This window comes from Caenimonas terrae (genome assembly GCF_042655405.1).
Lineage (GTDB): Bacteria > Pseudomonadota > Gammaproteobacteria > Burkholderiales > Burkholderiaceae_C > Ramlibacter > Ramlibacter terrae_A.
Map to the genome: position 1 here is coordinate 504,420 of NZ_JBHSMF010000010.1, position 22,308 is coordinate 526,727.

24 protein-coding genes are annotated in these 22,308 nt (G+C 65.9%); 14 read left to right on the plus strand and 10 right to left on the minus strand.

Going from position 1 to position 22,308, the window contains the following annotated elements; translation table 11 throughout:
• The first annotated feature begins 5 nt into the window (after window positions 1-5).
• A complete protein-coding gene (locus ACFPOE_RS21555; RefSeq protein ID WP_376852384.1) occupies window positions 6-1,124 on the plus strand; it encodes a sugar ABC transporter substrate-binding protein in 1,119 nt (372 codons plus the stop codon).
• Window position 1,125: 1 nt separating this feature from the next.
• Window positions 1,126-1,497 carry a response regulator gene (locus ACFPOE_RS21560; RefSeq protein ID WP_376852385.1) on the plus strand — a complete coding sequence of 124 codons (372 nt, stop codon included), beginning with the start codon at window positions 1,126-1,128 and terminating at the stop codon, window positions 1,495-1,497.
• Between the two features lie 99 nt (window positions 1,498-1,596).
• Here the strand turns inward: ACFPOE_RS21560 and ACFPOE_RS21565 are convergent, their stop codons facing one another.
• Entirely contained in the window at window positions 1,597-1,812 is a 216-nt protein-coding gene (locus ACFPOE_RS21565; protein ID WP_376852386.1) for a hypothetical protein, read from the minus strand.
• A gap of 389 nt (window positions 1,813-2,201) precedes the next feature.
• Between ACFPOE_RS21565 and ACFPOE_RS21570 the strand changes: the two genes are divergently transcribed.
• The 5 genes from ACFPOE_RS21570 to ACFPOE_RS21590 all read left to right on the plus strand — a co-directional run bounded on the left by ACFPOE_RS21570 (window position 2,202) and on the right by ACFPOE_RS21590 (window position 8,457).
• Window positions 2,202-2,966 carry an SDR family NAD(P)-dependent oxidoreductase gene (locus tag ACFPOE_RS21570; RefSeq protein ID WP_376852387.1) on the plus strand — a complete coding sequence of 255 codons (765 nt, stop codon included), beginning with the start codon at window positions 2,202-2,204 and terminating at the stop codon, window positions 2,964-2,966.
• A 5-nt stretch (window positions 2,967-2,971) separates the two neighbouring features.
• Entirely contained in the window at window positions 2,972-3,985 is a 1,014-nt protein-coding gene (locus tag ACFPOE_RS21575; RefSeq protein ID WP_376852388.1) for an AraC family transcriptional regulator, read from the plus strand.
• Complete coding sequence (locus tag ACFPOE_RS21580; RefSeq protein ID WP_376852389.1) at window positions 3,985-4,386, plus strand: Rossmann-fold NAD(P)-binding domain-containing protein; 402 nt, start codon at window positions 3,985-3,987, stop codon at window positions 4,384-4,386. Before ACFPOE_RS21575 ends, ACFPOE_RS21580 begins: the two co-directional genes overlap by 1 nt.
• Before the next feature lie 589 nt (window positions 4,387-4,975).
• The gene (locus ACFPOE_RS21585) at window positions 4,976-5,452 is read left to right on the plus strand and encodes a hypothetical protein (RefSeq protein ID WP_376852390.1); all 477 of its coding nucleotides are present in this window, start codon (window positions 4,976-4,978) and stop codon (window positions 5,450-5,452) included.
• Window positions 5,453-5,568: 116 nt separating this feature from the next.
• A complete protein-coding gene (locus ACFPOE_RS21590; RefSeq protein ID WP_376852391.1) occupies window positions 5,569-8,457 on the plus strand; it encodes a TrlF family AAA-like ATPase in 2,889 nt (962 codons plus the stop codon).
• Window positions 8,458-8,465: 8 nt separating this feature from the next.
• Here the strand turns inward: ACFPOE_RS21590 and ACFPOE_RS21595 are convergent, their stop codons facing one another.
• Window positions 8,466-9,323 (minus strand): hypothetical protein, encoded by an 858-nt coding sequence (locus ACFPOE_RS21595; RefSeq protein WP_376852392.1) that lies wholly within the window; start codon window positions 9,321-9,323, stop codon window positions 8,466-8,468.
• Between the two features lie 145 nt (window positions 9,324-9,468).
• Here ACFPOE_RS21595 and ACFPOE_RS21600 point away from each other — a divergent pair, with 145 nt between their 5' ends.
• From ACFPOE_RS21600 to ACFPOE_RS21615, 4 genes are all read left to right on the plus strand, one after another.
• Window positions 9,469-10,437 carry an SIR2 family protein gene (locus tag ACFPOE_RS21600; RefSeq protein WP_376852393.1) on the plus strand — a complete coding sequence of 323 codons (969 nt, stop codon included), beginning with the start codon at window positions 9,469-9,471 and terminating at the stop codon, window positions 10,435-10,437.
• Window positions 10,438-10,871: 434 nt separating this feature from the next.
• A complete protein-coding gene (locus tag ACFPOE_RS21605; protein WP_376852394.1) occupies window positions 10,872-12,101 on the plus strand; it encodes a CaiB/BaiF CoA transferase family protein in 1,230 nt (409 codons plus the stop codon).
• Between the two features lie 32 nt (window positions 12,102-12,133).
• Window positions 12,134-13,123, plus strand: coding sequence for a Bug family tripartite tricarboxylate transporter substrate binding protein (locus tag ACFPOE_RS21610; protein WP_376852395.1), 990 nt, complete (start codon window positions 12,134-12,136; stop codon window positions 13,121-13,123).
• Window positions 13,120-14,049 carry a hydroxymethylglutaryl-CoA lyase gene (locus ACFPOE_RS21615; protein ID WP_376852396.1) on the plus strand — a complete coding sequence of 310 codons (930 nt, stop codon included), beginning with the start codon at window positions 13,120-13,122 and terminating at the stop codon, window positions 14,047-14,049. Before ACFPOE_RS21610 ends, ACFPOE_RS21615 begins: the two co-directional genes overlap by 4 nt.
• 65 nt (window positions 14,050-14,114) lie before the next feature.
• Here ACFPOE_RS21615 and cueR read toward each other — a convergent pair whose 3' ends face one another.
• Together cueR and ACFPOE_RS21625 are read right to left on the minus strand one after the other, a co-directional pair.
• A complete protein-coding gene (cueR, locus tag ACFPOE_RS21620; protein ID WP_376852397.1) occupies window positions 14,115-14,534 on the minus strand; it encodes a Cu(I)-responsive transcriptional regulator in 420 nt (139 codons plus the stop codon).
• On the minus strand, window positions 14,531-16,942 hold the full coding sequence (locus ACFPOE_RS21625; protein ID WP_376852398.1) for a heavy metal translocating P-type ATPase: 2,412 nt from the start codon (window positions 16,940-16,942) through the stop codon (window positions 14,531-14,533). Before ACFPOE_RS21625 ends, cueR begins: the two co-directional genes overlap by 4 nt.
• Here ACFPOE_RS21625 and ACFPOE_RS21630 point away from each other — a divergent pair.
• Window positions 16,878-17,093 (plus strand): hypothetical protein, encoded by a 216-nt coding sequence (locus tag ACFPOE_RS21630; RefSeq protein ID WP_376852466.1) that lies wholly within the window; start codon window positions 16,878-16,880, stop codon window positions 17,091-17,093. The genes ACFPOE_RS21625 and ACFPOE_RS21630 overlap by 65 nt on opposite strands.
• Here ACFPOE_RS21630 and ACFPOE_RS21635 read toward each other — a convergent pair.
• Window positions 17,044-17,259 carry a heavy-metal-associated domain-containing protein gene (locus tag ACFPOE_RS21635; RefSeq protein WP_376852399.1) on the minus strand — a complete coding sequence of 72 codons (216 nt, stop codon included), beginning with the start codon at window positions 17,257-17,259 and terminating at the stop codon, window positions 17,044-17,046. The genes ACFPOE_RS21630 and ACFPOE_RS21635 overlap by 50 nt on opposite strands.
• Before the next feature lie 190 nt (window positions 17,260-17,449).
• On the opposite strand from ACFPOE_RS21635, the gene ACFPOE_RS21640 reads away from it, so the two are divergent.
• Both ACFPOE_RS21640 and ACFPOE_RS21645 read left to right on the plus strand, forming a co-directional pair.
• Window positions 17,450-17,839: a DUF302 domain-containing protein gene (locus ACFPOE_RS21640; protein WP_376852400.1), complete on the plus strand. Its 390-nt coding sequence runs from the start codon at window positions 17,450-17,452 to the stop codon at window positions 17,837-17,839.
• A gap of 40 nt (window positions 17,840-17,879) precedes the next feature.
• Window positions 17,880-18,392: an aspartate carbamoyltransferase gene (locus ACFPOE_RS21645; protein ID WP_376852401.1), complete on the plus strand. Its 513-nt coding sequence runs from the start codon at window positions 17,880-17,882 to the stop codon at window positions 18,390-18,392.
• Window positions 18,393-18,413: 21 nt separating this feature from the next.
• On the opposite strand, the gene ACFPOE_RS21650 is transcribed toward ACFPOE_RS21645, so the two are convergent.
• The 5 genes from ACFPOE_RS21650 to ACFPOE_RS21670 are packed head-to-tail and all read right to left on the minus strand — an operon-like array spanning window position 18,414 to window position 22,307.
• Window positions 18,414-18,743, minus strand: a complete 330-nt coding sequence (locus ACFPOE_RS21650; protein WP_376852402.1) for a copper-binding protein — start codon at window positions 18,741-18,743, stop codon at window positions 18,414-18,416.
• Window positions 18,736-19,239: a cupredoxin domain-containing protein gene (locus tag ACFPOE_RS21655; protein WP_376852403.1), complete on the minus strand. Its 504-nt coding sequence runs from the start codon at window positions 19,237-19,239 to the stop codon at window positions 18,736-18,738. Before ACFPOE_RS21655 ends, ACFPOE_RS21650 begins: the two co-directional genes overlap by 8 nt.
• 10 nt (window positions 19,240-19,249) lie before the next feature.
• The gene (locus ACFPOE_RS21660; protein ID WP_376852404.1) at window positions 19,250-20,665 is read right to left on the minus strand and encodes a multicopper oxidase family protein; all 1,416 of its coding nucleotides are present in this window, start codon (window positions 20,663-20,665) and stop codon (window positions 19,250-19,252) included.
• A complete protein-coding gene (locus tag ACFPOE_RS21665) occupies window positions 20,662-22,017 on the minus strand; it encodes a TolC family protein (protein WP_376852405.1) in 1,356 nt (451 codons plus the stop codon). Before ACFPOE_RS21665 ends, ACFPOE_RS21660 begins: the two co-directional genes overlap by 4 nt.
• Window positions 22,014-22,307, minus strand: a complete 294-nt coding sequence (locus ACFPOE_RS21670; protein WP_376852406.1) for a hypothetical protein — start codon at window positions 22,305-22,307, stop codon at window positions 22,014-22,016. The genes ACFPOE_RS21665 and ACFPOE_RS21670 overlap by 4 nt, the downstream gene beginning before the upstream one ends.
• Window position 22,308 lies beyond the last annotated feature (1 nt).

The window sequence follows — 22,308 nt, forward strand, 5'->3', positions numbered from 1 at the left end:
CTGCGATGAAATTCCGGCTGTCTGCGATCGCTTCGCTTGCGTTTCTCTGCGGCGCTTCGTTTGCCGCTGGCGGCGAGGGGCTGACCACGCCGGTCAAGTTGCCCGCCTACGATGCGGCGCGGCCTTCCTGCAGGGCGCCAACCGGGTTGCAGAAGAAGCTGGTCTTCGTGCAGGACAACCGGCGCGAATTCATGCAGGGCGTGGGACGCGGGCTGGAAGCCGCAGCGCGCGCGCGGGGCCTCGGCTACAGCGTTGCCTTTGCGAACAACGATCCCGCGCTGATGATCAAACAGGTGGGCGGCATTGCGACCGATCAGACGGGTGCGATCGTGGTGGCGCCGATCGATCCGCCGTCGCTGGCGCCGGCTCTGAAGAAGGTGTTCGGCGCGGGCGCCTATGTGGGTGCCATCGTGGCGCCGCCGGCGACGACGGTGCTGAACGCGCCGCAATACCTGACCGGCAAGGTTCTGGCGGAAGCGGCGGCCAACTACATCCGCACGCGGCTGGGCGCAAAGGCCAAGGTGGTGCTGCTGACGCATGACAGCCTGCAATTCCTGGCGCCGCGTTTCACCGCCATGCGCGACACCCTGCGGACACTGCCGGGCGTGACGATCGTCGCGGACATTTCGCCCGCCACGGTCGACAAGGAGGGCGGATATCGCACGATGAAGACGATCCTGCTGGCGCAACCGAACATCGATGTGGTGCTCGGCGCGGACACGGTGGTGCTGGGAGCGCTGGCGGCATTGCGCGAAGCGGGCAAGGCGCGGGCGGACCAGTTTCTGGGCGGCATCGACGGCGAGCAGGAAGCGGTCGCCGAAATCAAGAAAGGCGGCAGCCCCTACAAGGCGAGCATCAGCCTTGCTTCATCCATCTTCGGTTATGCGATGGGCCAGCAGGCCGCCGATTGGCTGGACGGAAAATCCATCCCACAGGCAATGGACATCCTGCCGAAGGCGCTCACCACCAGCAACATCGCGGACTACGAACGCGATACGGCCAACCCCGGCGCGGTGTATGCCGATCCGTCGCGGCGCGCGTCTTATCTGAAGATGTACGGCAATATCTGTTTCGAAACGCGCGACAACTACATCAACTTTCCCTGGTCATCGGAAACCAAATAGCATGACCGCCAAGCCTTTCGTCATCCTCTACGTCGAAGACAACGCGCTGGTGCGCGAGTCGTTCGCCGAGTTGCTCGCCACTGCGGATCGCCTGGTCGTGTGCGTGGCTGACGGCGCCGGCGCGCGCGCGGCGCTGCGCGAGCAGAACGTGGACCTGCTGATGACCGACATCAACCTGCCCGACGGCTCGGGCCTCGACGTGGCGCGCGAGGCCCTTGGTCAGAACCCGGGGTTGCCGGTGATCGTCTGCTCCGGGGGTGACTTGAGCGACGTCGCCCGGTCCCTCGGCCCGACCGCCCATCCGCTGAGGAAGCCCTTCGAACTGGACGAACTTGAGGCGCTGGTCGAGCGGATCGCGCGGTCGGCGACTTGACTGCCGCGGCCGCGGACGGGTATGGCGATGACTGCTTGTGGCCGGAGAGGACTTACGCCCTGCGGCAACTGGGGCAGCACGGCCCTCTGGCGACCGCTCCTAGCGGCCGGCAGGAACGACTGCTTTGCAGCGGTTGTCGTCGAGGACTTGGTTGTAGGTCCGCCAGTCGCCGGCCCGTTTCAGCGCTGACAAGGCGCCGGAGCGAATCTGACCGTATTCCAGAGGGCCAATCTTCGGAAAGGCGCGCTTCGCCTTCAGCAGGCGCGGGTCGAAGTTCGCACCCATGAACATAAGCAGGGATTCGATGGCAGCCATCTGCTGGTGGCATACGGCCGGCCGACGAGCACATCTTCGCTCCTCTACCGCTTGACCAACTCCCCGCGGAAGTACTGGTGCATGCGGATGAGCCCGCGGGAGAGCTGCGTGGTCCCAACAGGGAACGGGAACGTCGCCTGCGAAGGAAGACTGGCTTGACCCATCCTCCATGTAGCGCGCGCTTTTAGTCTAGCCACTCCGGCCCGCTCACGCCTGGGCGCGTCCTGCTGCCTGCCGCTCATCGTTGAGCTTCCGAACATTTCGTTCAGGTTGGCATACTCTGCGAGTTACGTGGCGTGTTCTGCATATTGCGACTTGGCGCAAAGTCCTACATTTCAGTGGCGCCGGACGCACCGTCCGGACGTCTTCCACCAACTAGGAGTTCCGAAATGACCAACCAAGTAGCACTGATTACCGGCGGCGCCACCGGCATTGGCAAAGCCGTCGCCCTCAAGCTGGCCGCGCGTGGCGTGACCGTCATCATGACTGGCCGCAGAGCCGAAACCGGAAAGGCAGCCGTGGCCGAAGTAGTCGCGGCAGCTCGCGACGGCGCGCAAGTGCGCTTCGTTCAGAACGACGTCGCCGATGAAGCCGCCGTCAAGTCGCTGATTGATGGCATCGTTTCTGAATTCGGCCGTCTCGACATGGCAGTGAACAACGCCGGCATTTCCAATGAAACGGGCACGCTCGTGCAGTCGAGCAGCGACAACTACCGTGCCATGGTCGACACCAACATCATGGGCGTGTACTTCAGCATGAAGCACGAACTCGCCCAGATGGTGAAGCAGGGTAACGGCGCCATCGTCAACCTGGCCTCCATTGCCGGCTTGAACGGAATTGCCTGGGCCGGGCCGTATGCTTCCACCAAGCACGCAGTCGTGGGCCTCACCAAGTCGTCCGCCCTCGACCATGCGACCCAAGGCATCCGTGTCAACGGCGTCGCGCCCGGCGCCATCAAGACGGACATCATCGCTGCGCAGCTTGATGGCGGCGACCCCAACTACAACGAGTCCAGCATTGCAGCAATGCATCCGATGAATCGTCTCGGCAGGCCTGAGGAAGTAGCAAACGCCATCTGCTGGCTGCTCTCCGACGAAGCCAGCTTCGTCACCGGTCATGTGCTGAACGTGGACGGTGGCTTCCAGGCAAAGTAAGGGCCATGGTCGCGTCGCTGCAAGACAAACTGAAGGTCCCTCCTACGTTGTGGGAGGGACTCAAGCGGGTTGGAGTCGGCCGAGCTGAAGTTGCCCGCTTGGCGCAGCTTCCTCTCAGCGTGCTGAAGGATGACACCCCTGTTTCAACTGCCCAGTTCTTCGCGGTGTGGCGGGCCGTCGAAACGGTCAGCCGGGACGCTGCCATCGGAGTGCGCATCGCTACCGCGCTGGACGGGGCCGTGATGCCGCTCCCCTTCGTTGCGGCACAGCACGCCAGGGATTTCCGCGACGCGCTCAGTCGGGTAGCACGGTTCAAGCGCCTGTGCGCGCCAGAGGACGTCGCACTACGCGAAGTTGGCGAGCGTGCCGAACTCGTGGTGCACTGGCCCCATGCCGGTTCCGCCAGCGTTCCTTGTTCGCTCGTTGATGCGACGATGGCATCCTTTTTGGAGCTGGGTCGGCGCGGCACGTCAGAGCGCCTGATTCCTCTTGGCCTGGAGCTTGCGCGCCCGGCAGCTGCGAAGTCAGCGCTTGAGCGCTACTTCGGCTGTCCTGTTCAGTTCGCCGCCAAATTGGACCGCATCACCTTTCGTCGAGCGGACTTGGACAAGCTCTTTGCCACCTACAACAAGGACTTGCTGGACGTCCTCGCTCCTGAGTTGGACCGTCGCCTGGAGCACCATGGAGCTTTTGAGTCTGTGGCGGCACAGGCGAAGTGGGTGCTCCGGCGCCGCCTGACGGCCGGGCGTCCGGACATTCGCTCGGTCGCATCGGAGCTTGCGATGAGCGAGCGTTCGCTGCAGCGCCGACTGACTGATGAGGGCGTCACCTTCCAGGCGCTCGTCAGCGAAACACGGCACCAGCTCGCACTGGAGTACTTGGCAGACGAGTCGCTCGCTCTTATCGAGGTTGGCTTCATGCTGGGCTACGAGGACCAGAATTCGTTCTTCCGTGCGTTTCGGCAATGGGAGGAGCAAACCCCCTCGGAATGGCGCGCCGCCAACGTCGCGAGGAACTAATGGAAGCCGCGAAACGCATTCTTTTGTTCGGAGCATCCGGGATGGTGGGCGGCGGTGTCTTGCGAGAGTGCCCGCTTGCGCCAGACGTCCGACAGGTGGTGTCCATCGGGCGCTCTTCGCTTCCGATTCACAATCCCAGACTGATTCAGGTGGTGAGCCCCAATTTCGCGACGAACCCCTCCGAAATCTCTGACGACGACCTGCGCGATGTGGACGCCTGTTTCTTCTGCCTGGGAATATCGGCCGCCGGCCTGTCCGAAGAGCAGTACTCCGCAGTGACGTTCGGCCTTACCCTAGCGGTGGCCGAGCGCTTGGCCAAGCACAGCCCGCAGGCGACCTTCGTGTACGTTTCGGGCGCGGGGGCCGACAGCTTCGACAACTGCGCAAGTAGCTCGCCCTGAAATCCTCGCGCATTCTCGTAAAAGCGCGGATTCACGATTGAACAGAGGCACTCCCGAATGCAGGCGAGCAATGCGGTACGTTCCCGTGAGTTAACTACATGCTGTTGGGGTTGTCCCACAAACTACGCGGTCGCAATATCGAGCGCGCTGCGCAATAACGCGCAATAGCCGACATCGCAAGTCGCTGTGAGGACTGGAGTTTCCGGCATTTTGGGTGATTCTGCGCGCTTACGGCAGCTTCCGGCCAGGCGTTGTCCCTCGCCGCGCATGTCGGCCAAAGTCAGGTACCGGTGACAGCGGTCATCGGGCGGCCCCAACCTGATCGACCGCCCCCAGTCTCAAACAGTCCGCTGGGGCAAGGTCCGCCTCGCAGCGGTTGCGGTCGGTCGTGGGTGGAAGCAAACTTCACGGTTTCCGCCCCAATGCAGCCATTGAGTTACCCTGAGCTGTAGAAGCGCGACCGACGACATCGGGTCGAAAGCAACCGTTGCACAGAGAACTCTGACTAGCGCAATCGGGCGTTTTCTCTAGTCAGAGTTGAAGTATCGGGACGCTGTGGAAGAATGCGGCATCGGCTTTGAAAAGAATCGTGGCGCTGACCGACCCATTCCAGAATTTCAAGGTTCACCGTGACCTCGTGTTGGAGTTTGTCGCCGTATGCGCAAGGTGCGAATACGCGATGAAGGAAACCGAGTACAAGCGAAACGCCCGAGGAATGGTTTCTGCCGCTTGGCAGATGCTCGCGGAAGGGGCCGGCCGCTGGCTTCGCGTGCCGGAGGGAAGCGATTTGGCTGATGCTGTCAGGTTGTTGTCGGAGGCTCCTCCGATGGTTCAAACGTTTGACGCAGGCTGGCAACCGGTCCTGTACGCGGGACAGAACGAAATTGAACGCGCAGTTAATGCCGCGGTCCAGGTGCGTCACAATCTGTTCCACGGTGGTAAGCACCATCCATCTGAAGGCAACCGAGACCGAGACTTGGTGCAGGCCGCGCTAACGCTCTTGAAGGCCGTCATCGAAGCGGAGCCCGGGCACTTGCGAGAGGAATACAACTTGGGCGACGCCTGACGTCACCGGAACGTTCCACCTGAGCTCACGTTCTAGTTGGGCGTACTGCTGCGTGTGTTCCCAAGCGTGAGCTCCCCGCCGCTGCAAAGATGCCCCGTCGTGCGCTAACGTCGACAATGGAGAACAGATTGCTTACTTCGGAAGGAATGCGCTGGTTTAAGTGCGATTTTCAGTTGCAGACGCCTGAGGACAGCACCAACTGGCTTGACGTCGAGACGAAGCTGTCTGAGCCGAGGCGCCCTGCCACTGGTCCAAGGAAGGTGGAAGGCAGCGACAGGTTAGATCCGTCAATTCCCGATGAATCGAGGTTGCAAGAGACCGCCAGGACTTACTTGCGCAGGTGTCACGAACTGGGGCTCGAAGTGGTTGGGATTACCGACCACAACTTTTCCGCGAAGTTGGAACCGCGCGATTGGTTTCTCACGCACCTAGTCGAGCAGAACAAGAGCGTCGCGCGGGAACTTAGCCGTCCCCCGTTGTTCATCCTGCCGGGATTTGAAGTGGACATCGGGTACCACGTTCTTTGCCTGTTCGATCCAGCCAGACAACTGTCCCACGTCCGTCGCGTGCACGGCATCCTCACTCGGCTCGGACTTGTAGAAGGCAGTAGGTTCAGAAACGGTCGCCCAGAGCCGCTAAGGATCGCTGGCGAGAGCGTCAGTCTGAAGAAGCTTCTGAATGTTGTTCAAGACGAGCACGGCGGCATCTGCATCGCCGCGCATGCTGACCAGAACGACGGAATCCTGTGCAATGCCAGAAACGTTCAGGACTATCACAATCTAGACTTGTACGCGGTGGAAGTCACCTCGCTTCCGTTGTCCAAGCGGGCGAGTGACATCCTTCTAGCCAAGAGCCCCGAGTGGGCCCGGGCTGGTCGCCAGCCTGCCGCGGTCATGTCGTCCGATGCGAAATCTCTCAGGACTTCAAAGGATGGATCGGCGGGGCCGAATTGCCTGGGGTATCGGCATACGTGGGTGCGTATGTCGAAACCTTCCGTGACTGCGCTTCGTCAGGCATTCCTTGACCCAGCGTCGCGCATACGTTTGCTTGGACCGAATCCGAGTGACTCTCACGCACATGCAAGAATCGTTTCGGTCTCGATCAAGGGAGCCAGGTTCATGGCAGATCAGGCCGTTCATTTCTCCGAAAACTTGAACTGCGTGATCGGCGGCAGAGGAAGCGGTAAGTCGACTTTGCTTGAGTATCTTCGGTTGGCGCTCGATTCCAAGCAGCCTGACCGCGGCTCGCTTGACCCAGCCCTCGAGAAGAAGCGGCAGCAGATATTTGCTTCTCTTCGCGAAACCTCCGGAGAAGTGCAGGTGGAGTATGAAACCGACAGAGGGGTTCGCGACATCTTGCTGTACTCACCGGCGTCAGCGACGCCAAGGCAGATTCTCAGCCGCGCAGTGGACGACGTTCCAACTGTTTTGCGCCGTTTGCAGGCGCAGTTCTTTAGCCAAGGCGAGCTAACTCGCTTCACGAGCGATGGGGCGGGAAGAGCAAAGGTCCGAGAGATTGTCGACTCGGCCGCAGGCCCCGAGCTCGAGCAGCTTGAACAGGAGGAGCTTGACCTTCAGTCAAGACTGAAACGGTGCTTTCAGGCCGCGCAGGAATGTCGCCGGCTACAAGGGGAAATCAGGTCGGCCCGCCAGGCGTCCGTTGAGATCGCTCGGCAACTGGAGGCTCTGACTTCGGTGGAAGAAGAGGCAAAGGCGAGCCAAGCTGCTGTAGAGGCTGACGCATTCCTCAAGGACTTGGCAAAGCGGGCGGAAGACGAGCTGCAGGCCGCGACGAACTACGTCATGTCTCTTTCGGCGCCTCACCTGGCGCTGCCGGGAACCTCCGCAACTTGGCCGGAGATCGGCTGGTTTAGGGCTGCCCTCACGGCGCTCAACGAGGCTCGCGCAGAGTTTGAGAAGGAGACTGGCGACAGCCTTCAAAGACTCAAGAATCAGTTCCAAAACATCTTGGGCGATACTGCCCGAGAGAGCCCGCTCGCAGCCATTGCGGATGCTCGTCAGAATTTCCGGCTTGCCTGCGAGGCGAAGGGCCTCACTGTCGAAAACCTGACAAAGTTTGAAGAGCTTACGCAGGAACGGCAGACAAAGATCTCGTTCATCGACGCTAGAGAGGCGGAACTACAGACGTGTTCTGCGGATGCGTCCGCACTAGACGAGACGTTGCAGGCACTCCAGCAACTCTGGCGGACGCAGTTCGACTTGAGAGCCCGTGTGGCAGGCGCGCTGCAGTCCAAGGTCGTCTCGCAATCCATACGCGTCCACGTCGGGTATATGGGAGATCGCCAATCCTTCTTGGATAGGTGGCTTCGGCTGGCGCCGCGCGACGGCCGCGGAAAACTGGCGCGGCGATGGGAGGAACTCGGGAGTGATATCTACCAAGCTTGGAAAAGCAGGCAAGATTTGCCGTCGCCTTGGGAAATCGTTGAAGCAGGGCGAGGCGATCCCCGCGCGCTGCCCTACCTGTACGGGGAGATGGCCGATGACCTGCAACCCGCGTTACTCGCATATCTGGACAGCGCAGATGCTCGCGAGATGTGGGAGGCAGCTCGAGGGACAAGGATCGACGACGAGGTTGATGTAGATCTCTTTAGAGAGGACGGGTCCGCTGCAGGCAACCTGCTGGGAACCCTGTCGGAAGGCCAACGAAACACAGTTCTCTTGAACATGATCTTGGCGATGGGGAATGGACCCATCGTCATCGACCAACCGGAAGACGAACTTGACGCGAGCTTCATCTACAAGAGTTTGGTGACGGATCTGAGGTCCGCAAAGGAAGGCCGGCAACTACTAATCGCAACCCACAACGCGAACCTGCCGGTGAATGGCGACGCCGAGTTCATCTTGGCGCTCGAAGCGAGAGATGGGCGCGGCATGCAGCGAACCTTAGGGGGGCTTGATCGCCGACATGTTGTACAGGCCGTGGTTGACATCATGGAGGGATCTGAGGAGGCCTTCCGTCGACGCAGCGACAAGTACCACTTCTAGGTCCCACCCTAAGAGGGCAGCCGGGAAAGCTCAGTAAGCAGGTATCGAAGGTCAACGCACACGAAGCACTTCATCTTCTGTCGTGTTTCGATCCCAACGCCGATCAGCCGAGGGCTCAAAACGCGAAGGGGATCGCCGAAGTCGTGGACTACGAGAACCGGCCCTCCGCTGATTCCATGCGGTGCTGGAGCTTTGAAGCCGCCGAAGCCATTCCTAAACGTCCACCTAACGTCAAAGTCCAGGCAGAAGTGGGCACCGTTGAAGCCCAAGGCCACGCGCATGGAATCGTCGGATGCAAGGCCGAAATATGCATAGGGCCGCTGGGCTAGCGTCTGCGCCCAAGTCGCCCGCCGATTCTTTGTTTCCGGAAAACCGCATGCTGCCAAGTACATGTTTGGCCGAAGGTTGTCACGGAAGACGTGCTCGACTTTGAAAAACCCGCTGAACACTTTTCGGAGATCGAGGCTTCTTGGCCGAACGGCCACAACATCGACAGTGGAGCCGTCTGCGGGGATTGTTAGGCGAATCTGATCATATGGACTCAGCTCTCGGAGCTGTCCCTCGCAGAAGACAAGACCCACACCCGATCCATCGCTGACGTTGTTCGGATCCTTTGCGAGCACGTGCGCAGCAGTCACCAAGTATGGGGTGTCGTTGATCTCCACGCCGAATGCCGTCCCATAATGATATGGAGCGTCCTGAGGGTCCGTCTTGAACACGGGCACGTACCAGCCGGCGAAGTGCTTAGGGGCGTTCGAAATCTGCCCCGCAAGGTCACTGGACAGCTTGTCCATCTCAGAATGTGGTGGCGAGTTTTTGCTCATGTCGTGGACTTTGCCATTGGCGGCTTGGAGGGCAAAATTCATCAGCTCATGCCACCGGCTTCCATGCTCCGCGCGACCGGCGTACCCCTCAGTCAACAAGCGATAGGATCTCCGGGGAGCGCGCAAGCGGACCTGTGCGAACGATGACAGATGCTCCTCGCACTAGGATACGGTTCAGGAAAAACAAATGCACATCTTGCTGCTGGGTGCCGGATTCACCCGAAATTGGGGCGGTTGGCTTGCTTCCGAATTAGTCGGCGATCTGCTTGGGCGCGTATCCGAGCATGCCGAGCTCCACCAGCGGCTGCAACGCTCAGTGGGCGACTACGAAGGTCTGCTGGGGGAGCTACGGGACGCCTACGACACACACCCGACCGTCTCTGTGGAGGACCAGCTTACCGCGTTGTATGGCGCCTTGATGGCGTCTTTCGGCGATATGAATGGCGCGCTCGCCGCGTTGTCGTCCATGGAGTTTGACTTCGCTCCGCACATGTGCGTACAGCGGTTCCTGATGAAATTCGATGCGATTTTCACCCTCAACCAGGATCTCCTGTTTGAATTGCACTATACGGTGCCACCATACGACGATATAGGGTTCGCCGGCTTTCATTTCCCGGGCATGCTACCGCCGATGTCCTTTGCAGAGCGCACCCCGGGAGAAAAGCTTCGCGATTCCGGAGCGTGGACACGGACAGAGTTTCGTCGCGACTCCAACTTGCAGCCGATCTACAAGCTGCACGGTTCGGTGAATTGGCGAGACCGACTCGGCGGAGATGTCGTGGTGATGGGCACGCAAAAGCAAAGCACCATCGCCGGCAACGAGCTCCTGCGTGACTACTTCGAAGAGTTCCGCGCACAGTTGGCGGTGGGGAATACGCGACTGATGGTGATTGGCTATGGCTGGAGAGACGAGCACGTAAACGAAGCGTTAATTTCGGCCACCGCTAGTGGAATGCGCATGTTCGTAGTCAGTCCTGAAGGGAGCGATGCGTTCAGGCCCGTCAAGGCTGGGGGGCTGACTTACAGTCACCCTTTGGCAGCCATTCCCCTTCTAGGTGAATCACGCCGCCCCTTGACCAGCACTTTTTCAACTGACGCTCTGGAACGCGGCAAGCTGGAGCGATTCTTTGCGTCGAGTAACGAAGCAAGAAGATAGAGGAGCTTCGTCACCCGTCTCGAGTTGTTCCGCGACGGCGGGATGGCACGGGGGTGAGAGCTTTCGGGGGCGGGCCAGGCATGAATGCGGAAGTCTGCTTCCGGCCAATCGCGTTCGCAGCGCGCCTGTCGCCAATGACCGGTGTCGGCGAACGCTGTCATTTACACGGCCTGACGTGACCGTCGACTCCCAGTCTGAAGCAGTCATTCACCGACGTTGCATCTGGCCTGAAAGGGGCTCCCAGCGCAGTAGCGGCGTGATGGCCGCTCCCGACCCCATAGCGGACTTCGCCTTTTCCGCACGAAGCCCGCCGCCTCAACTCCCACTCAACGGCCGCCTACGTTGCCCCGGGTTTCCCCCACCCTCTCCGCCCGAGACCTTCGCAGTTCCCAACCATCACTTTTTCAAACCCGCGCCCTGCGGGATGATGGCTGATGACCGCTGAAAGTTCGACCCCAAGCCCCTCCCACGCCTTCCTCCCCGACGACGAACTGCCGCTGCGCGGCGTCAAGGTGCTGGAGCTGTCGCACATGATCATGGGCCCGGCCGGCGGGCTGGTGCTGGCCGACCTGGGGGCCGAGGTGATCAAGGTGGAGCCGCTGGACGGCGACCGCACGCGCCGCCTCAAGGGCTCGGGCATCGGCTACTTCCCGGTCTTCAGCCGCAACAAGCAGAGCCTGGCGGTCGACCTCAAGTCCACCGAGGGCCAGGCCCTGGTGCGCCAGCTGGCGCTGGGCTGCGACATGCTGATCGAGAACTTTCGCGACGACAGCCTGGCCCAGTACGGCCTGGACTACGCCTCGCTGTCCGCCGCCAACCCGGGCCTGATCTATGTGTCGCTCAAGGGCTTCCTGTCAGGGCCGTACAAGCAGCGCACCGCGCTCGACGAAGTGGTGCAGATGATGGGCGGCATGGCCTACATCAACGGCAGCACCGGCGCGCCGCAGCGCGTGGCACCCTCGGTCAACGACATCCTGGGCGGCACCTTCGGCGTGGTGGGCGCGCTGGCCGCGCTCCACGACCGCCAGCGCACCGGCCGCGGCCGCCAGGTGCGCGCCGGCCTGTTCGAGAACAACCTGCTGCTGGTGGCGCAGTTCATCGCCCAGCACCAGCTCAGCGGCCAGGCGCCGGTGCCGATGGGCGACAAGCGCACGCCGCCCTGGGGCGTCTACGACATCTTCGACACGCAGGACGGCGGCCGGATCTTCGTGGCCGTGGTCAGCGACGCCAACTGGCAGACCTTCTGCCAGGACTTCCTGCCGGCGGGCTGGTCCGCCGACGAGCGCCTGCGCACGGCCGTCCAGCGCGAGGCCGCGCGGCCCTGGCTGGTGCCCGAAGTGGCGGCCATCCTCAAGCAGTGGAAGACCGCCGACCTGTGCGCCGCGCTGGAGGCCTCGGGCCTGTCCTATGGTCCCATCCGCCAGCCCTATGATCTGCTCAGCGACCCCCACCTCAAGCAAGGCGGCGCGCTGATTCCCACCACCATGCCCGGCGGCCAGCATGTGGACGCCGCCGCCCTGCCGATCGAGTTCGACGGCCAGAAGATGGGCAAGCGGCTGGACCCGCAGCCGGTGGGCGCGCAAACCCGGTCCATCCTGCGCGGCCTGGGCCTGGACGACGAGCGCATCGCCAGCCTGATCGAACACGGCGTCGTCGCCGCCTGAACACTTCACACATCCACACAGGAGACAAACCCATGATCCGCCGCAACCTCTTCGCCCTGCTCGCCCTGGCCGCCGCCTGCGGCCTGGCGCAGGCCCAGCCCACTTCGACAGGCTCAGGACAGGCCTACCCGGCCAAGCCGATCCGGGTGATCGTTCCGTCCACGCCCGGCGGCGGCACCGACTTCATCGGCCGCCTGATCAGCACCAAGCTCAACGAACTGAACGGCTGGACCGTCGTTCCCGACAACAAGCCCGGCGCCGGCACCGCGCTGGGCCTGGCCGAAGCCGCGCGTTCGCGCAACGACGGCTACGAGCTGGTGGTGGCGCAGACCGACAACGTGTCGCTGATCCCGCTGCTGCTGAAGGTTGCCTACGACCCGGTCAGGGACCTGACGCCGGTGGCGCTGGTGGCGACCACGCCGATGGTGCTGATCGTGCCGGCCAGCTCGCCCTTCCGCACGCTGGGCGACCTGATCAAGGCCGCCAAGGCGGCGCCGGGCAGCATCAGCTACGGCACCTCCGGCACCGGCGGCGCGGTGCACATCGCGCTGGAGATGCTGCAGTACGACGCCGGCATCAAGCTGCAGCACGTCCCGTACAAGGGCTCCAGCCCTGCGCTGGTGGACCTGGTGGGCGGCCACCTGCAGTTCGCCGGCTCGTCGATCTCGTCGGCCGCATCGCTGCTCAACGCCGGCAAGATCCGGGCGCTGGCCGTCACCTCGCCCAGGCGCAATCCCTCGCTGCCGGACGTGCCGACGGTGGCCGAGTCCGGCTACAAGGACTTCAGCATGGTCTCCTACTACGGCATCATGGCGCCGGCCGGCCTGCCGCAGTCGATCGTCACCCGCCTGAACACCGACATCAACAAGATCCTGCAGCGTCCCGACGTGCGCACCGCGCTGCTGGGCCAGGGCCTGGACCCCAGCCCGGCCAGCCCGGAGGAATTCGGCGCGCTGATCAAGGCCGACATCGCCAAGTCGAAGGCGGTCATCACCAACGCCAACATCAGGGTGGAGCAATGAACCAGCACGTGAGCATCTGCGAGGTCGGCCCTCGCGACGGCCTGCAGATCGTCCACCAGCGCATGGCCACCGACGTCAAGCTGCGCTGGATCGCGCAGCTGGCGGCGTCGGGGCTCAGGGAGATCGAGGTCGGCAGCTTCGTGTCGCCGCGGCTGGTGCCGCAGATGGCGGACACCGGCGAGGTGGTCAAGGGCGCGCTGGAGATCGCCGGCCTGACGGTCTGCGCGCTGGCCGGCAACCTGCGCGGCGCGATCTCGGCCTACGAGGCCGGCGCCCACGTGGTGGCGATCCCGATCTCGGTCAGCGACAGCCACAGCCGCGCCAACGTCAACAAGAGCACCGACGAACAGGTCGAGGCGGTGCGCCAGATCGTCGACTGGGTGCGCGCGCAGTCGCGGCCGATGCGCATCGACGCGGCCGCCGCGACGGCCTTCGGCTGCTCGATGGAAGGCGACGTGCCGCAGGCGCGGGTGGCGAAGGTCGCCAGGGCGCTGGCCGACACCGGCGTCGACTGCATCGCGCTGGCCGATACCGTGGGCTACGCGCATCCGGCGCAGATCCGTTCGGTGGTGCGTGCCACCCAGGACGCCATCGGCGCCAGGCTGGTCAAGCTGCACCTGCACGACACCATGGGCCTGGGCCTGGCGAACGCGCTGGCGGGGCTGGAGGAAGGCATCCGCAGCTTCGACTCCTGCCTGGCCGGCCTGGGCGGCTGCCCGTTCGCGCCCGGCGCGTCGGGCAACATCGTCACCGAGGACCTGGTGTTCATGCTGGAAAGCATGGGTTTCGGCACCGGCATCGACCTGCAGCAGTTGATCGGCGCCCGCACGCTGCTGGCGCAGGCGCTGCCGGACGAGCCGCTGCGCAGCGGCGTCGCCGCCGCCGGCATCCCCAAGACCTTTCATCCGCAGGCCGTGCAGGCGTAGTGTTGTCATGCCGGAGCTGATCCGGCATCCAGACGCGGCGAGCACCAGCCGCCACGGCCGCCGCCTCAATGCGCGGGCCGCTCCCCGGCCAGTTCATCCAGGATCGGGCAATCCGGCCGGTCGTCGCCGTGGCAGCAGTGCACCAGGTGCTGCAGCGTCTTGCGCATCGCCGCCATCTCGGCCATCTTGGCGTCCAGCGCGGCGACGTGCTCGGTGGCGATGCGCTTGACGCTGGCACTGGGGCGGCGGCGGTTCTGCCACAGCGCCAGCAGCTCGGCGATCTCCGCCATGCTGAAGCCCAGGTCGCGGGCGCGGCGGATGAAGCGCAGCGTGTGCACTTCCTTGTCGGTGTACTGGCGGTAGCCCGAGTCGGTGCGCGTCACCGTCGGCAGCAATCCGAGCGACTCGTAATGGCGCACCATCTTGGCCGAGACGTTGGACAGGCGGGCCGCCTCGCCCACGTTGTAGGGACCGGTTGCGTTCATCGCGAGCTTCCTTTCCAGTTGCGCAGCAGCAGCGCGTTGGTGACGACGCTGACGCTGCTGAAGGCCATGGCGGCGCCGGCGATCACCGGATTGAGCAGGCCGAAGGCGGCCAGCGGCACGCCGACCAGGTTGTAGACGAAGGCCCAGAACAGGTTCTGCCGGATCTTGGCGTAGGTGCGGCGCGAGATGTCGATCGCGTCGCCCACCAGCGCCGGGTCGCCGCGCATCAGGGTGACGCCGGCGGCGTGCATCGCCACGTCGGTGCCGGTGGACATCGCGATGCCGACGTCGGCGGCGGCCAGCGCCGGCGCGTCGTTGATGCCGTCGCCCACCATCGCCACCCGCACCCCGCCCGCCTTCAGTTCGGCCACGATGGCGGCCTTGTCGCCGGGCAGCACGTCGGCCCGGAAGTCCTCGATGCCCAGCTCCCCGGCCACCGCCGCCACGCTGCCGCGGTTGTCGCCCGAGACCAGCACGGAATGCACCCCGAGCTCGCGCAGCCGCGCCACCGCGCGCGCGGCGGCCGGCTTGACCGTGTCGCCGAAGGCCAGCAGGCCCAGCAGCGCCGGTGCGCCGCCGACGTCCGCGACCCAGGAGACGGTGGCGCCCTGCGCCTGCAGCTGCTGCGCGCGTTCCGCCAGCGCCGACAGCTCGACGCCCGACTCCTGCATCAGTCGCGTGCTTCCCAGCAGCAGCGAACGCGCCTGCACCTGCGCCGCCATGCCGCGGCCGGCGAGGGCGCGCAGTCCGGTAGCCGGCGGCACCGTGATGTGCTCCGCGGCCGCCGCTTCCAGCACGGCCCGCGCCAGCGAATGTTCGCTGCCGGACTGGATGGCGGCGCTCAGCGCCAGCAGGCCCTGCCGGTCGCCGCCGGCCACCGGTTCGGCCGCCACCAGCCGCGGATGGCCCTCGGTCAGGGTGCCCGTCTTGTCCCAGGCCACCGTCTTCAGGCTGTGCGCGATCTCCAGCGCCTCGGCGTCCTTGATCAGGATGCCGTGTCGCGCGGCGACGCCGGTGCCGGCCATGATCGCGGTCGGCGTCGCCAGCCCGAGCGCGCAGGGGCAGGCGATCACCAGCACCGCCACCGCGTTGAGGATGGCGTTGGACCAGTCGCCCGTCGCCAGCCCCCACGCCAGCAGCGTGACGAAGGCGATGCCGACGATCACCGGCACGAACACTTCGCTGACCCGGTCCACCAGCCGCTGGATCGGCGCCTTCTTGGCCTGCGCCGATTCCACCAGCCGGACGATCCGCGCCAGCGTCGATTCGGCGCCGACGGCCGTGGTGCGCACCACCATCAGGCCCTGGCCGTTGACCGCGCCGCCGGTCACCTTGTCGCCCTCGTGCCGGGCCACCGGCAGGCTCTCGCCGGTGATCAGCGATTCGTCCACCTCGCTGGCGCCCTCGGCGACGACCCCGTCCACCGGCACCCGCTCGCCGGGGCGGATCACCACCATGTCGCCGACCGCCACCTGCGCCGCCGGCACCTCCACCTCCGCGCCGTCCCGCCGCACGCGGGCCGTCTCGGGCCGCAGCGCGTTCAGCGCGCGGATCGCCTCGGTGGTCTGGCGCTTGGCCCGCGTCTCCAGCCATTTGCCCAGCAGCACCAGCGTGATGACCACCGCCGATGCCTCGAAATACAGGTGCGGCATGCCGTGGCTGGAGTGCCTGGACAGCTGCCAGACGCTCAGCCCGTAGCCCGCGGAGGTGCCCAGCGCCACCAGCAGGTCCATGTTGCCGGTGCGGGCCTTCAGCGCCTTCCAGGCGGCGCGGTAGAACCGGCCGCCCAGCCAGAACTGCACCGGCGTCGCCAGCGCCAGCTGCACCCACCCCGGCAGGGCCCAGTCGGCGCCCCATGCCATCGCGATCATCGGCACGATCAGCGGCAGCGACAGCACCGCCGCGACCGCCACCGGCCACCAGTCGTTGCGCCGGGCGGCGGCAGTGCGGGCATCTGCCGCTCCCACCGGCCGCGCCGAATAACCCGCCTGCTGCACCGCCTGCAGCAGGCGCGCGATGTCCGGCTCGCGCCCGGCCAGCTTCACCTGCGCGCGCTCGGTGGCGAGGTTGACCTCGGCCGACAGCACGCCGGGCACCTTGAGCAGCGCCTTCTCCACCCGCGCCACGCAGGAGGCGCAGGTCATGCCCTCGATGTCCAGTTGCACCGCCTGTTCGCCGACCGCATAGCCGGCCTTCTCGACGGCGCCGCGCAGCGCACCCAGGTCCACCTGCGGCGCCGCCGTGACGGTGGCCGTTTCGGTGGCGAGGTTGACGTTGGCCTGGGTCACGCCAGGCAGCGCGGCCAGCGCCTTTTCGACGCGGCCGGCGCAGGAGGCGCAGGTCATCCCCTCGACCGGAAAGGTCCAGTCGGTGAGCGCCTGCAGATCGGGGGTGGTGGAGGTGTCCATGGGGTCCAGTGTCAACATTGACATCATGGCAGGGTCAAGCGGCGGCGATCAAGTCCTTGGTGGGCGCAAGGAAATGGCATGTGCCGCGCAGCATCCGGCGGCTAGACCGCCGTGGCGGGCAGAGCCACCGGCGTGTAGCCTGCCTCGCTGATGGCCGCCTTCAGCTTCGCCGCATCGGCGGCGCGGGTGTCGATCGTCACCAAGTGGGCCGCCAGGTCCGCCCGCACCGTGGCGTTGCCGTCCACCGCCTTCACCGCCTTGGTGATCGTCGCGACGCAGTGGCCGCAGGTCATGTCTTTCACTTCGAACGCAATCATCTGGTATCTCCGCAAGTTGTCGATGGAGCCACTTTGAACCTTCCCACCATTGGAATGTCAAGCGCCACGGCAGAAGATCCGGCGCCACGGCAACGCGGCGCAGTTTGCGGTTCGTCAAGGCGCGTGCGCGCCGTCCGGCTTATGCTGCAACGATGCCGCCGACCGGCGGCGCAGCAAAGGAAAGACCACCATGTCCATGTATTACATCGTCGAGTCAGCCAAACCGTTCAGCCAGGCGGCCACCGACCTGGAAGCCGCCGTGGGGCGCAACGGCTTCGGCATGCTTCATGTGCACGACCTGGGCACCACCCTGCGCAGCAAGGGCATCGCCTTCGACCAGGAGTGCAAGGTGTTCGAAGTCTGCAATCCGCTCCAGGCCTCCAAGGTGCTGGCCGCCGACATGCGGCTGAACATGGCGCTGCCGTGCCGCATCTCCGTCTTCACCGACAAGGGCAAGACCATGATCGGCCTGATCCGCCCGGCGCAGATGCTGGCCGGCCTGTCGCAGGACCCCGCGCTCGGCAAGGTCGCCGACGAGGTGGAAGCGTCGACCATCCGGATGATCGATGAGGCGAAGTGAGGCTGATCCGCAGGGCCGCGAACCTGCGATGATGGCCGGCATGAACAAGCCTTTCCTGCAGATGGCGCTGCTGGCGCTTCTCGCCCTGCCGCTCGCCGCCGGCGCCGCCGATGCTTCGCGCCAGGCCGACGTGGCCCGGCGCGGCGGCGACGTGATGCCGTTCAGCCTGGCGGCCACCACCCATGTCTTCACCAGGACCGCCGACGGCGGGGTCCAGCGGGTCGTGGCCAAGCACGCGGACGACCGGCAGCAGGTCCGGCTGGTGCGCCAGCACCTGAGCGAGCTGCGCACGCAATTCCTGCACGGCGACTTCTCGGGCCCGGCGCACATCCACGGCGACGAGATGCCCGGCCTGGCCGAGCTCAAGGCGGCCGGCCCCGGCCAGATCGCGGTCGACTACCGCGAGGTGGCCGCGGGTGCCGAACTGCGCTACCGCACCTCCGATCCCAAGCTGGTGATGGCGCTGCACCAGTGGTTCGAGGCCCAGTTGTCGGACCACGGCGCCGACGCCATGGCCGGCCACCACCAGCACGGCGGCATGGGCAAGCCCTGAGGCCGCGGCCCGGGCAGCCGGCTACTTCGCCGGCTGCAGCTCGGTGACGGTGTACTTGCCGGCCGCCTCGATCGCCGCGAAGCGCACCTTGTCGCCCACCTTGAGCTTGTCCAGCGCCAGTTCCGGCGGCACCTGATAGACCATGGTCATGGCCGGCATGTCCAGGCTCTTGATCGGGTCGTGCCGCAGCGTGATCTTGCGGTTCTCCAGGTCGATCTTGCGCACCTCGCCGTTGGTCAGCTCGCCCTGGGCGAATGCCGGCGCGGCCAGCAGGCCGAGCGCCAGCACGGCGCCGGCCAGCCACTGCAGGCGCCGGCGCTGCGGTGCGAATCGCGTGGTGGTGTCATTCATGTGATTTCCCCCTGGCGGCCGTGACCGTGAGCTTGCCCACCATGCCGGCCTGCGCATGGCCGGGAACCAGGCACGCGAACTCGAATGCGCCGGCCCGGTTGAAGTTCCACACCATGTCGCCGGTTTCACCCGGCTTGACGTGCGCCATGTGGGCCTCGTCGTGTTCCATGGCCGGGAATTTGAGCATCAGCGCCGCGTGTTCGTCCAGTTCCTGCTTGGTGCCGAGCACGAATTCGTGCACCTGCTTGCCGCTGTTCCTCACCCGGAAGTGCACCGTCTCGCCCTGCCTGACGGTGATGGCGGCCGGATCGAAGCGCATGTCGTCACCCATCGTGATCGTGACGGTGCGCCTGGCCGCGTGCGGGTCGCCGGCGATCCCCCAGGCCGTCTGCTCCCTGGCGGGCCCGGCCGCCCCGGCCGGCTTCGCATCGCCATGCCCGAAGCTCGCGGCGGCCGACAAAGCCAGCACCGCTGCCAACAACAATCGCTTGTTCATCCTGTCCCTTTCAATGATGGCCCGCATGGCCGTTCGGTTTTCGAATCTGCACTTCGACGTCGGTGGCGGCCGGCGCCTGGCGCGGCATCGCGCCGGTGCCGGGCGCGGCCGCCGCCGGGGCGTCCGGCAGCGCGCCGGCGACCTCGCGCGCGACGCTGCCGGCCGGATGCTTGAACCAGCCCGGGTCGCGGTAATCGCCCGCCGGCTGGCCGCGCCGCACCTTCAGCACGCTGAACATCCCGCCCATCTCCACCGCGCCGAACGGCCCCTGGCCGGTCATCATCGGCGCCGTGTTGTCCGGCAGCGGCATCTCCATCTGCGCCATGTCGGCCATGCCGCGCTCCCCCATCACCATGTAGTCGGGGATCAGGTCGGTCAGTTCCCTGACCACCTTGCGGTGGTCGACGCCGATCATCGTCGGCACGTCATGGCCCATCGCGTTCATCGTATGGTGGCTCTTGTGGCAGTGGACCGCCCAGTCGCCCTGCTCGTCGGCGACGAACTCCAGCTGCCGCATCTGGCCGACCGCGACATCGGTGGTCACCTCGGGCCAGCGCGCGCTCTTCGGCACCGGGCCGCCGTCGGTGCCGGTCACCGTGAACGAATGGCCGTGCAGGTGGATCGGGTGGTTGGTCATCGTCAGGTTGCCCATCCGGATGCGCACCCGGTCGCCCTGGCGCACGTTGAGCGAATCGATGCCCGGGAAGATCCGGCTGTTCCATGACCACAGGTTGAAATCCAGCATCGTCATGATCTTGGGCGTGGCCGAGCCCGGCTCGATGTCGTAGGCATTGAGCAGGAACACGAAGTCGCGGTCCACCTGGTCGATCAGCGGATGCCGGCCCCTGGGGTGCGTCACCCAGAAGCCCATCATCCCCATCGCCATCTGCGCCATCTCGTCGGCATGCGGGTGGTACATGAAGGTGCCCGGATGGCGCGCCACGAACTCGTAGACGAAGGTCTTGCCCGGCTCGATCGCCTTCTGCGTCAGGCCGCTGACGCCGTCCATGCCGTTGGGCAGGCGCTGGCCGTGCCAGTGGACGCTGGTGTGCTCGGGCAGCCGGTTGGTGACGAACACGCGCACCCGGTCGCCCTCCACCACCTCGATGGTCGGGCCGGGCGACTGGCCGTTGTAGCCCCACAGGTGGGCCTTGAAGCCGGGCGCCATCTCGCGCACCACCGGCTCGGCCACCAGGTGGAATTCCTTGACGCCGGCGTTCATGCGCCAGGGCAGCGTCCAGCCGTTGAGCGTGACCACCGGGTTGTACGGCCGGCCGCTGTCCGGCACCAGCGGCGCCATCGTGTCCGGCTTGCTCTGGATCACCGGTTCGGGCAGCGCAGCCAGCGCCACCCGGCTGACCGAGGCGGCGGCCAGCGCGCCGGTGATGGCGCCGGCCCCGGAGAGGAAGTTTCTTCTGCTGTTCATGGCGATCCGATCAGGGTGGAGGACAGCGCGGCATCGGCCAGCCAGAACTGCTGCTGCGCGTCGATGGCCGCCATCACGCTGGCGATCTGCTCGCGGGTGTCGGCCAGCAGCTCGAACACGCCGATCAGCATGCCGTTGTAGCGCAGCACGTTTTCCTCCTGCATGGTCTTGCGCAGCGGCACGATCTCGTCGCGGTAATGGCGAGCCAGGTCGTAGGCCGTGCGGTAGGCCGAATAGGCCTGGCGCAGTTGCGAGGAAGCCGCGCGCGCCACGCCCTGGTAGCGGTTGGCCGCCGCCAGCGACTGCGCGTCCAGCGCGGCGCGCTGCGCATCGCCCAGGTCGAACAGCGGCAGCCGGATCGCCAGCTCATAGCCGTTGCGGTTGGCGCGCTGGCCCGCTTCGTCCACCGTGTCGTGCCGCACGCCGAGGTCGACGTCGACCAGGCTGGCCACCAGGTTCAGGCCCTGCGACTTGCCGGCGGCGTCGAGCTTGAGCCGCGCCAGCTGCACGTCCAGCCGCTGCTGCAGCGCCGCCGCGGTGAGCTGCTGCGGGTCGCGCGGCTGCGCCGGCAGCTCCGGCAGCCGCGGCGGCAGTTGCAGCCGCGCGGCCTGGGCGTCGTCCAGCCCGAGCAGCCGGACCAGTTCCTCGCGCGCCGCCAGCGCCGCGTGCCGGGCCGAGGCCAGCTGCGCCGCCGCGTCGGCGTAGAACGCCTGCTGGCGGGCCCGCTGCAGCTTGCTGAAATTGCCGACCTGCTGCATCCGGCGCGCCAGTTCGGCGCCGGCCTGCGCGGCCCGGTCGACCTGCTGCGCATAGGCCAGCGACTGCTGCGACGCCACCGCCCGCACCCAGGCCCGCCGCACCTGGCCGACCTGGTCCACCACCCCGGCGGCCAGCTGGACGCGCGCCTGCTCGCCCTCGATGCGCGACAGCGCCCGCCGCTGCGGCAGCGTGAGCAGGTCCAGCAGCCCGATCGACAGCAGGCGCCCCAGCTCCAGGTCGCCCCGGATCCGCATCCGGTCGAAGGTGAACAGGGGGTTGGCGATGCGGCCGGCCCGCTCAGCTTCGGCCAGATCGGCCCAGCGTTCGGCGATCAGGCCCTGCAGGGCCGGACTGTTGGCCAGCGCCAGCTGCACCGCGCCATCCATCGCCAGCGGGGCCGACAACAGACCGTCGCTGAGCTGGCTGCGCGCCAGGTCCTGCTGCGGCGAGCGGCTCAGTTCCAGCTTGCCGCCGGTGAAATCGCCAAGGCCGGCATTGGCCTGGCGCAGCGCATCGTCGATGCCGGGCGTGGCGCAGGCGGACAGTGCCAACGCGACGGCGGCGACGGCGGCAAGGCGCAGGCGCGGCGTCATGGCCTTGCCCCCGGATGCTGCTGGGCGGCGGGCCGGCCCGGCGCCGACGCTGCGGGCGCGGGCGCCGGCGCAGTGGACGCGGTGGCGCCCTGCGCTTCCCGGGCGTAGGCGCGCCAGCCGCCGATGCGCCCGACGGTGTCGTTCGCTTCCCGCCACGGGATCGGCTTGGGCTCGTCGAAACTGCGGTAGCCCTCGAGGGCGGCCGGGGCAGGCAACGGCTGCGCCGCCAGCGGGACGGCCAGCAGGGATGGAAGGACAAGCAGGCACGCGGCCCGCAGCAGGTGGTTCATG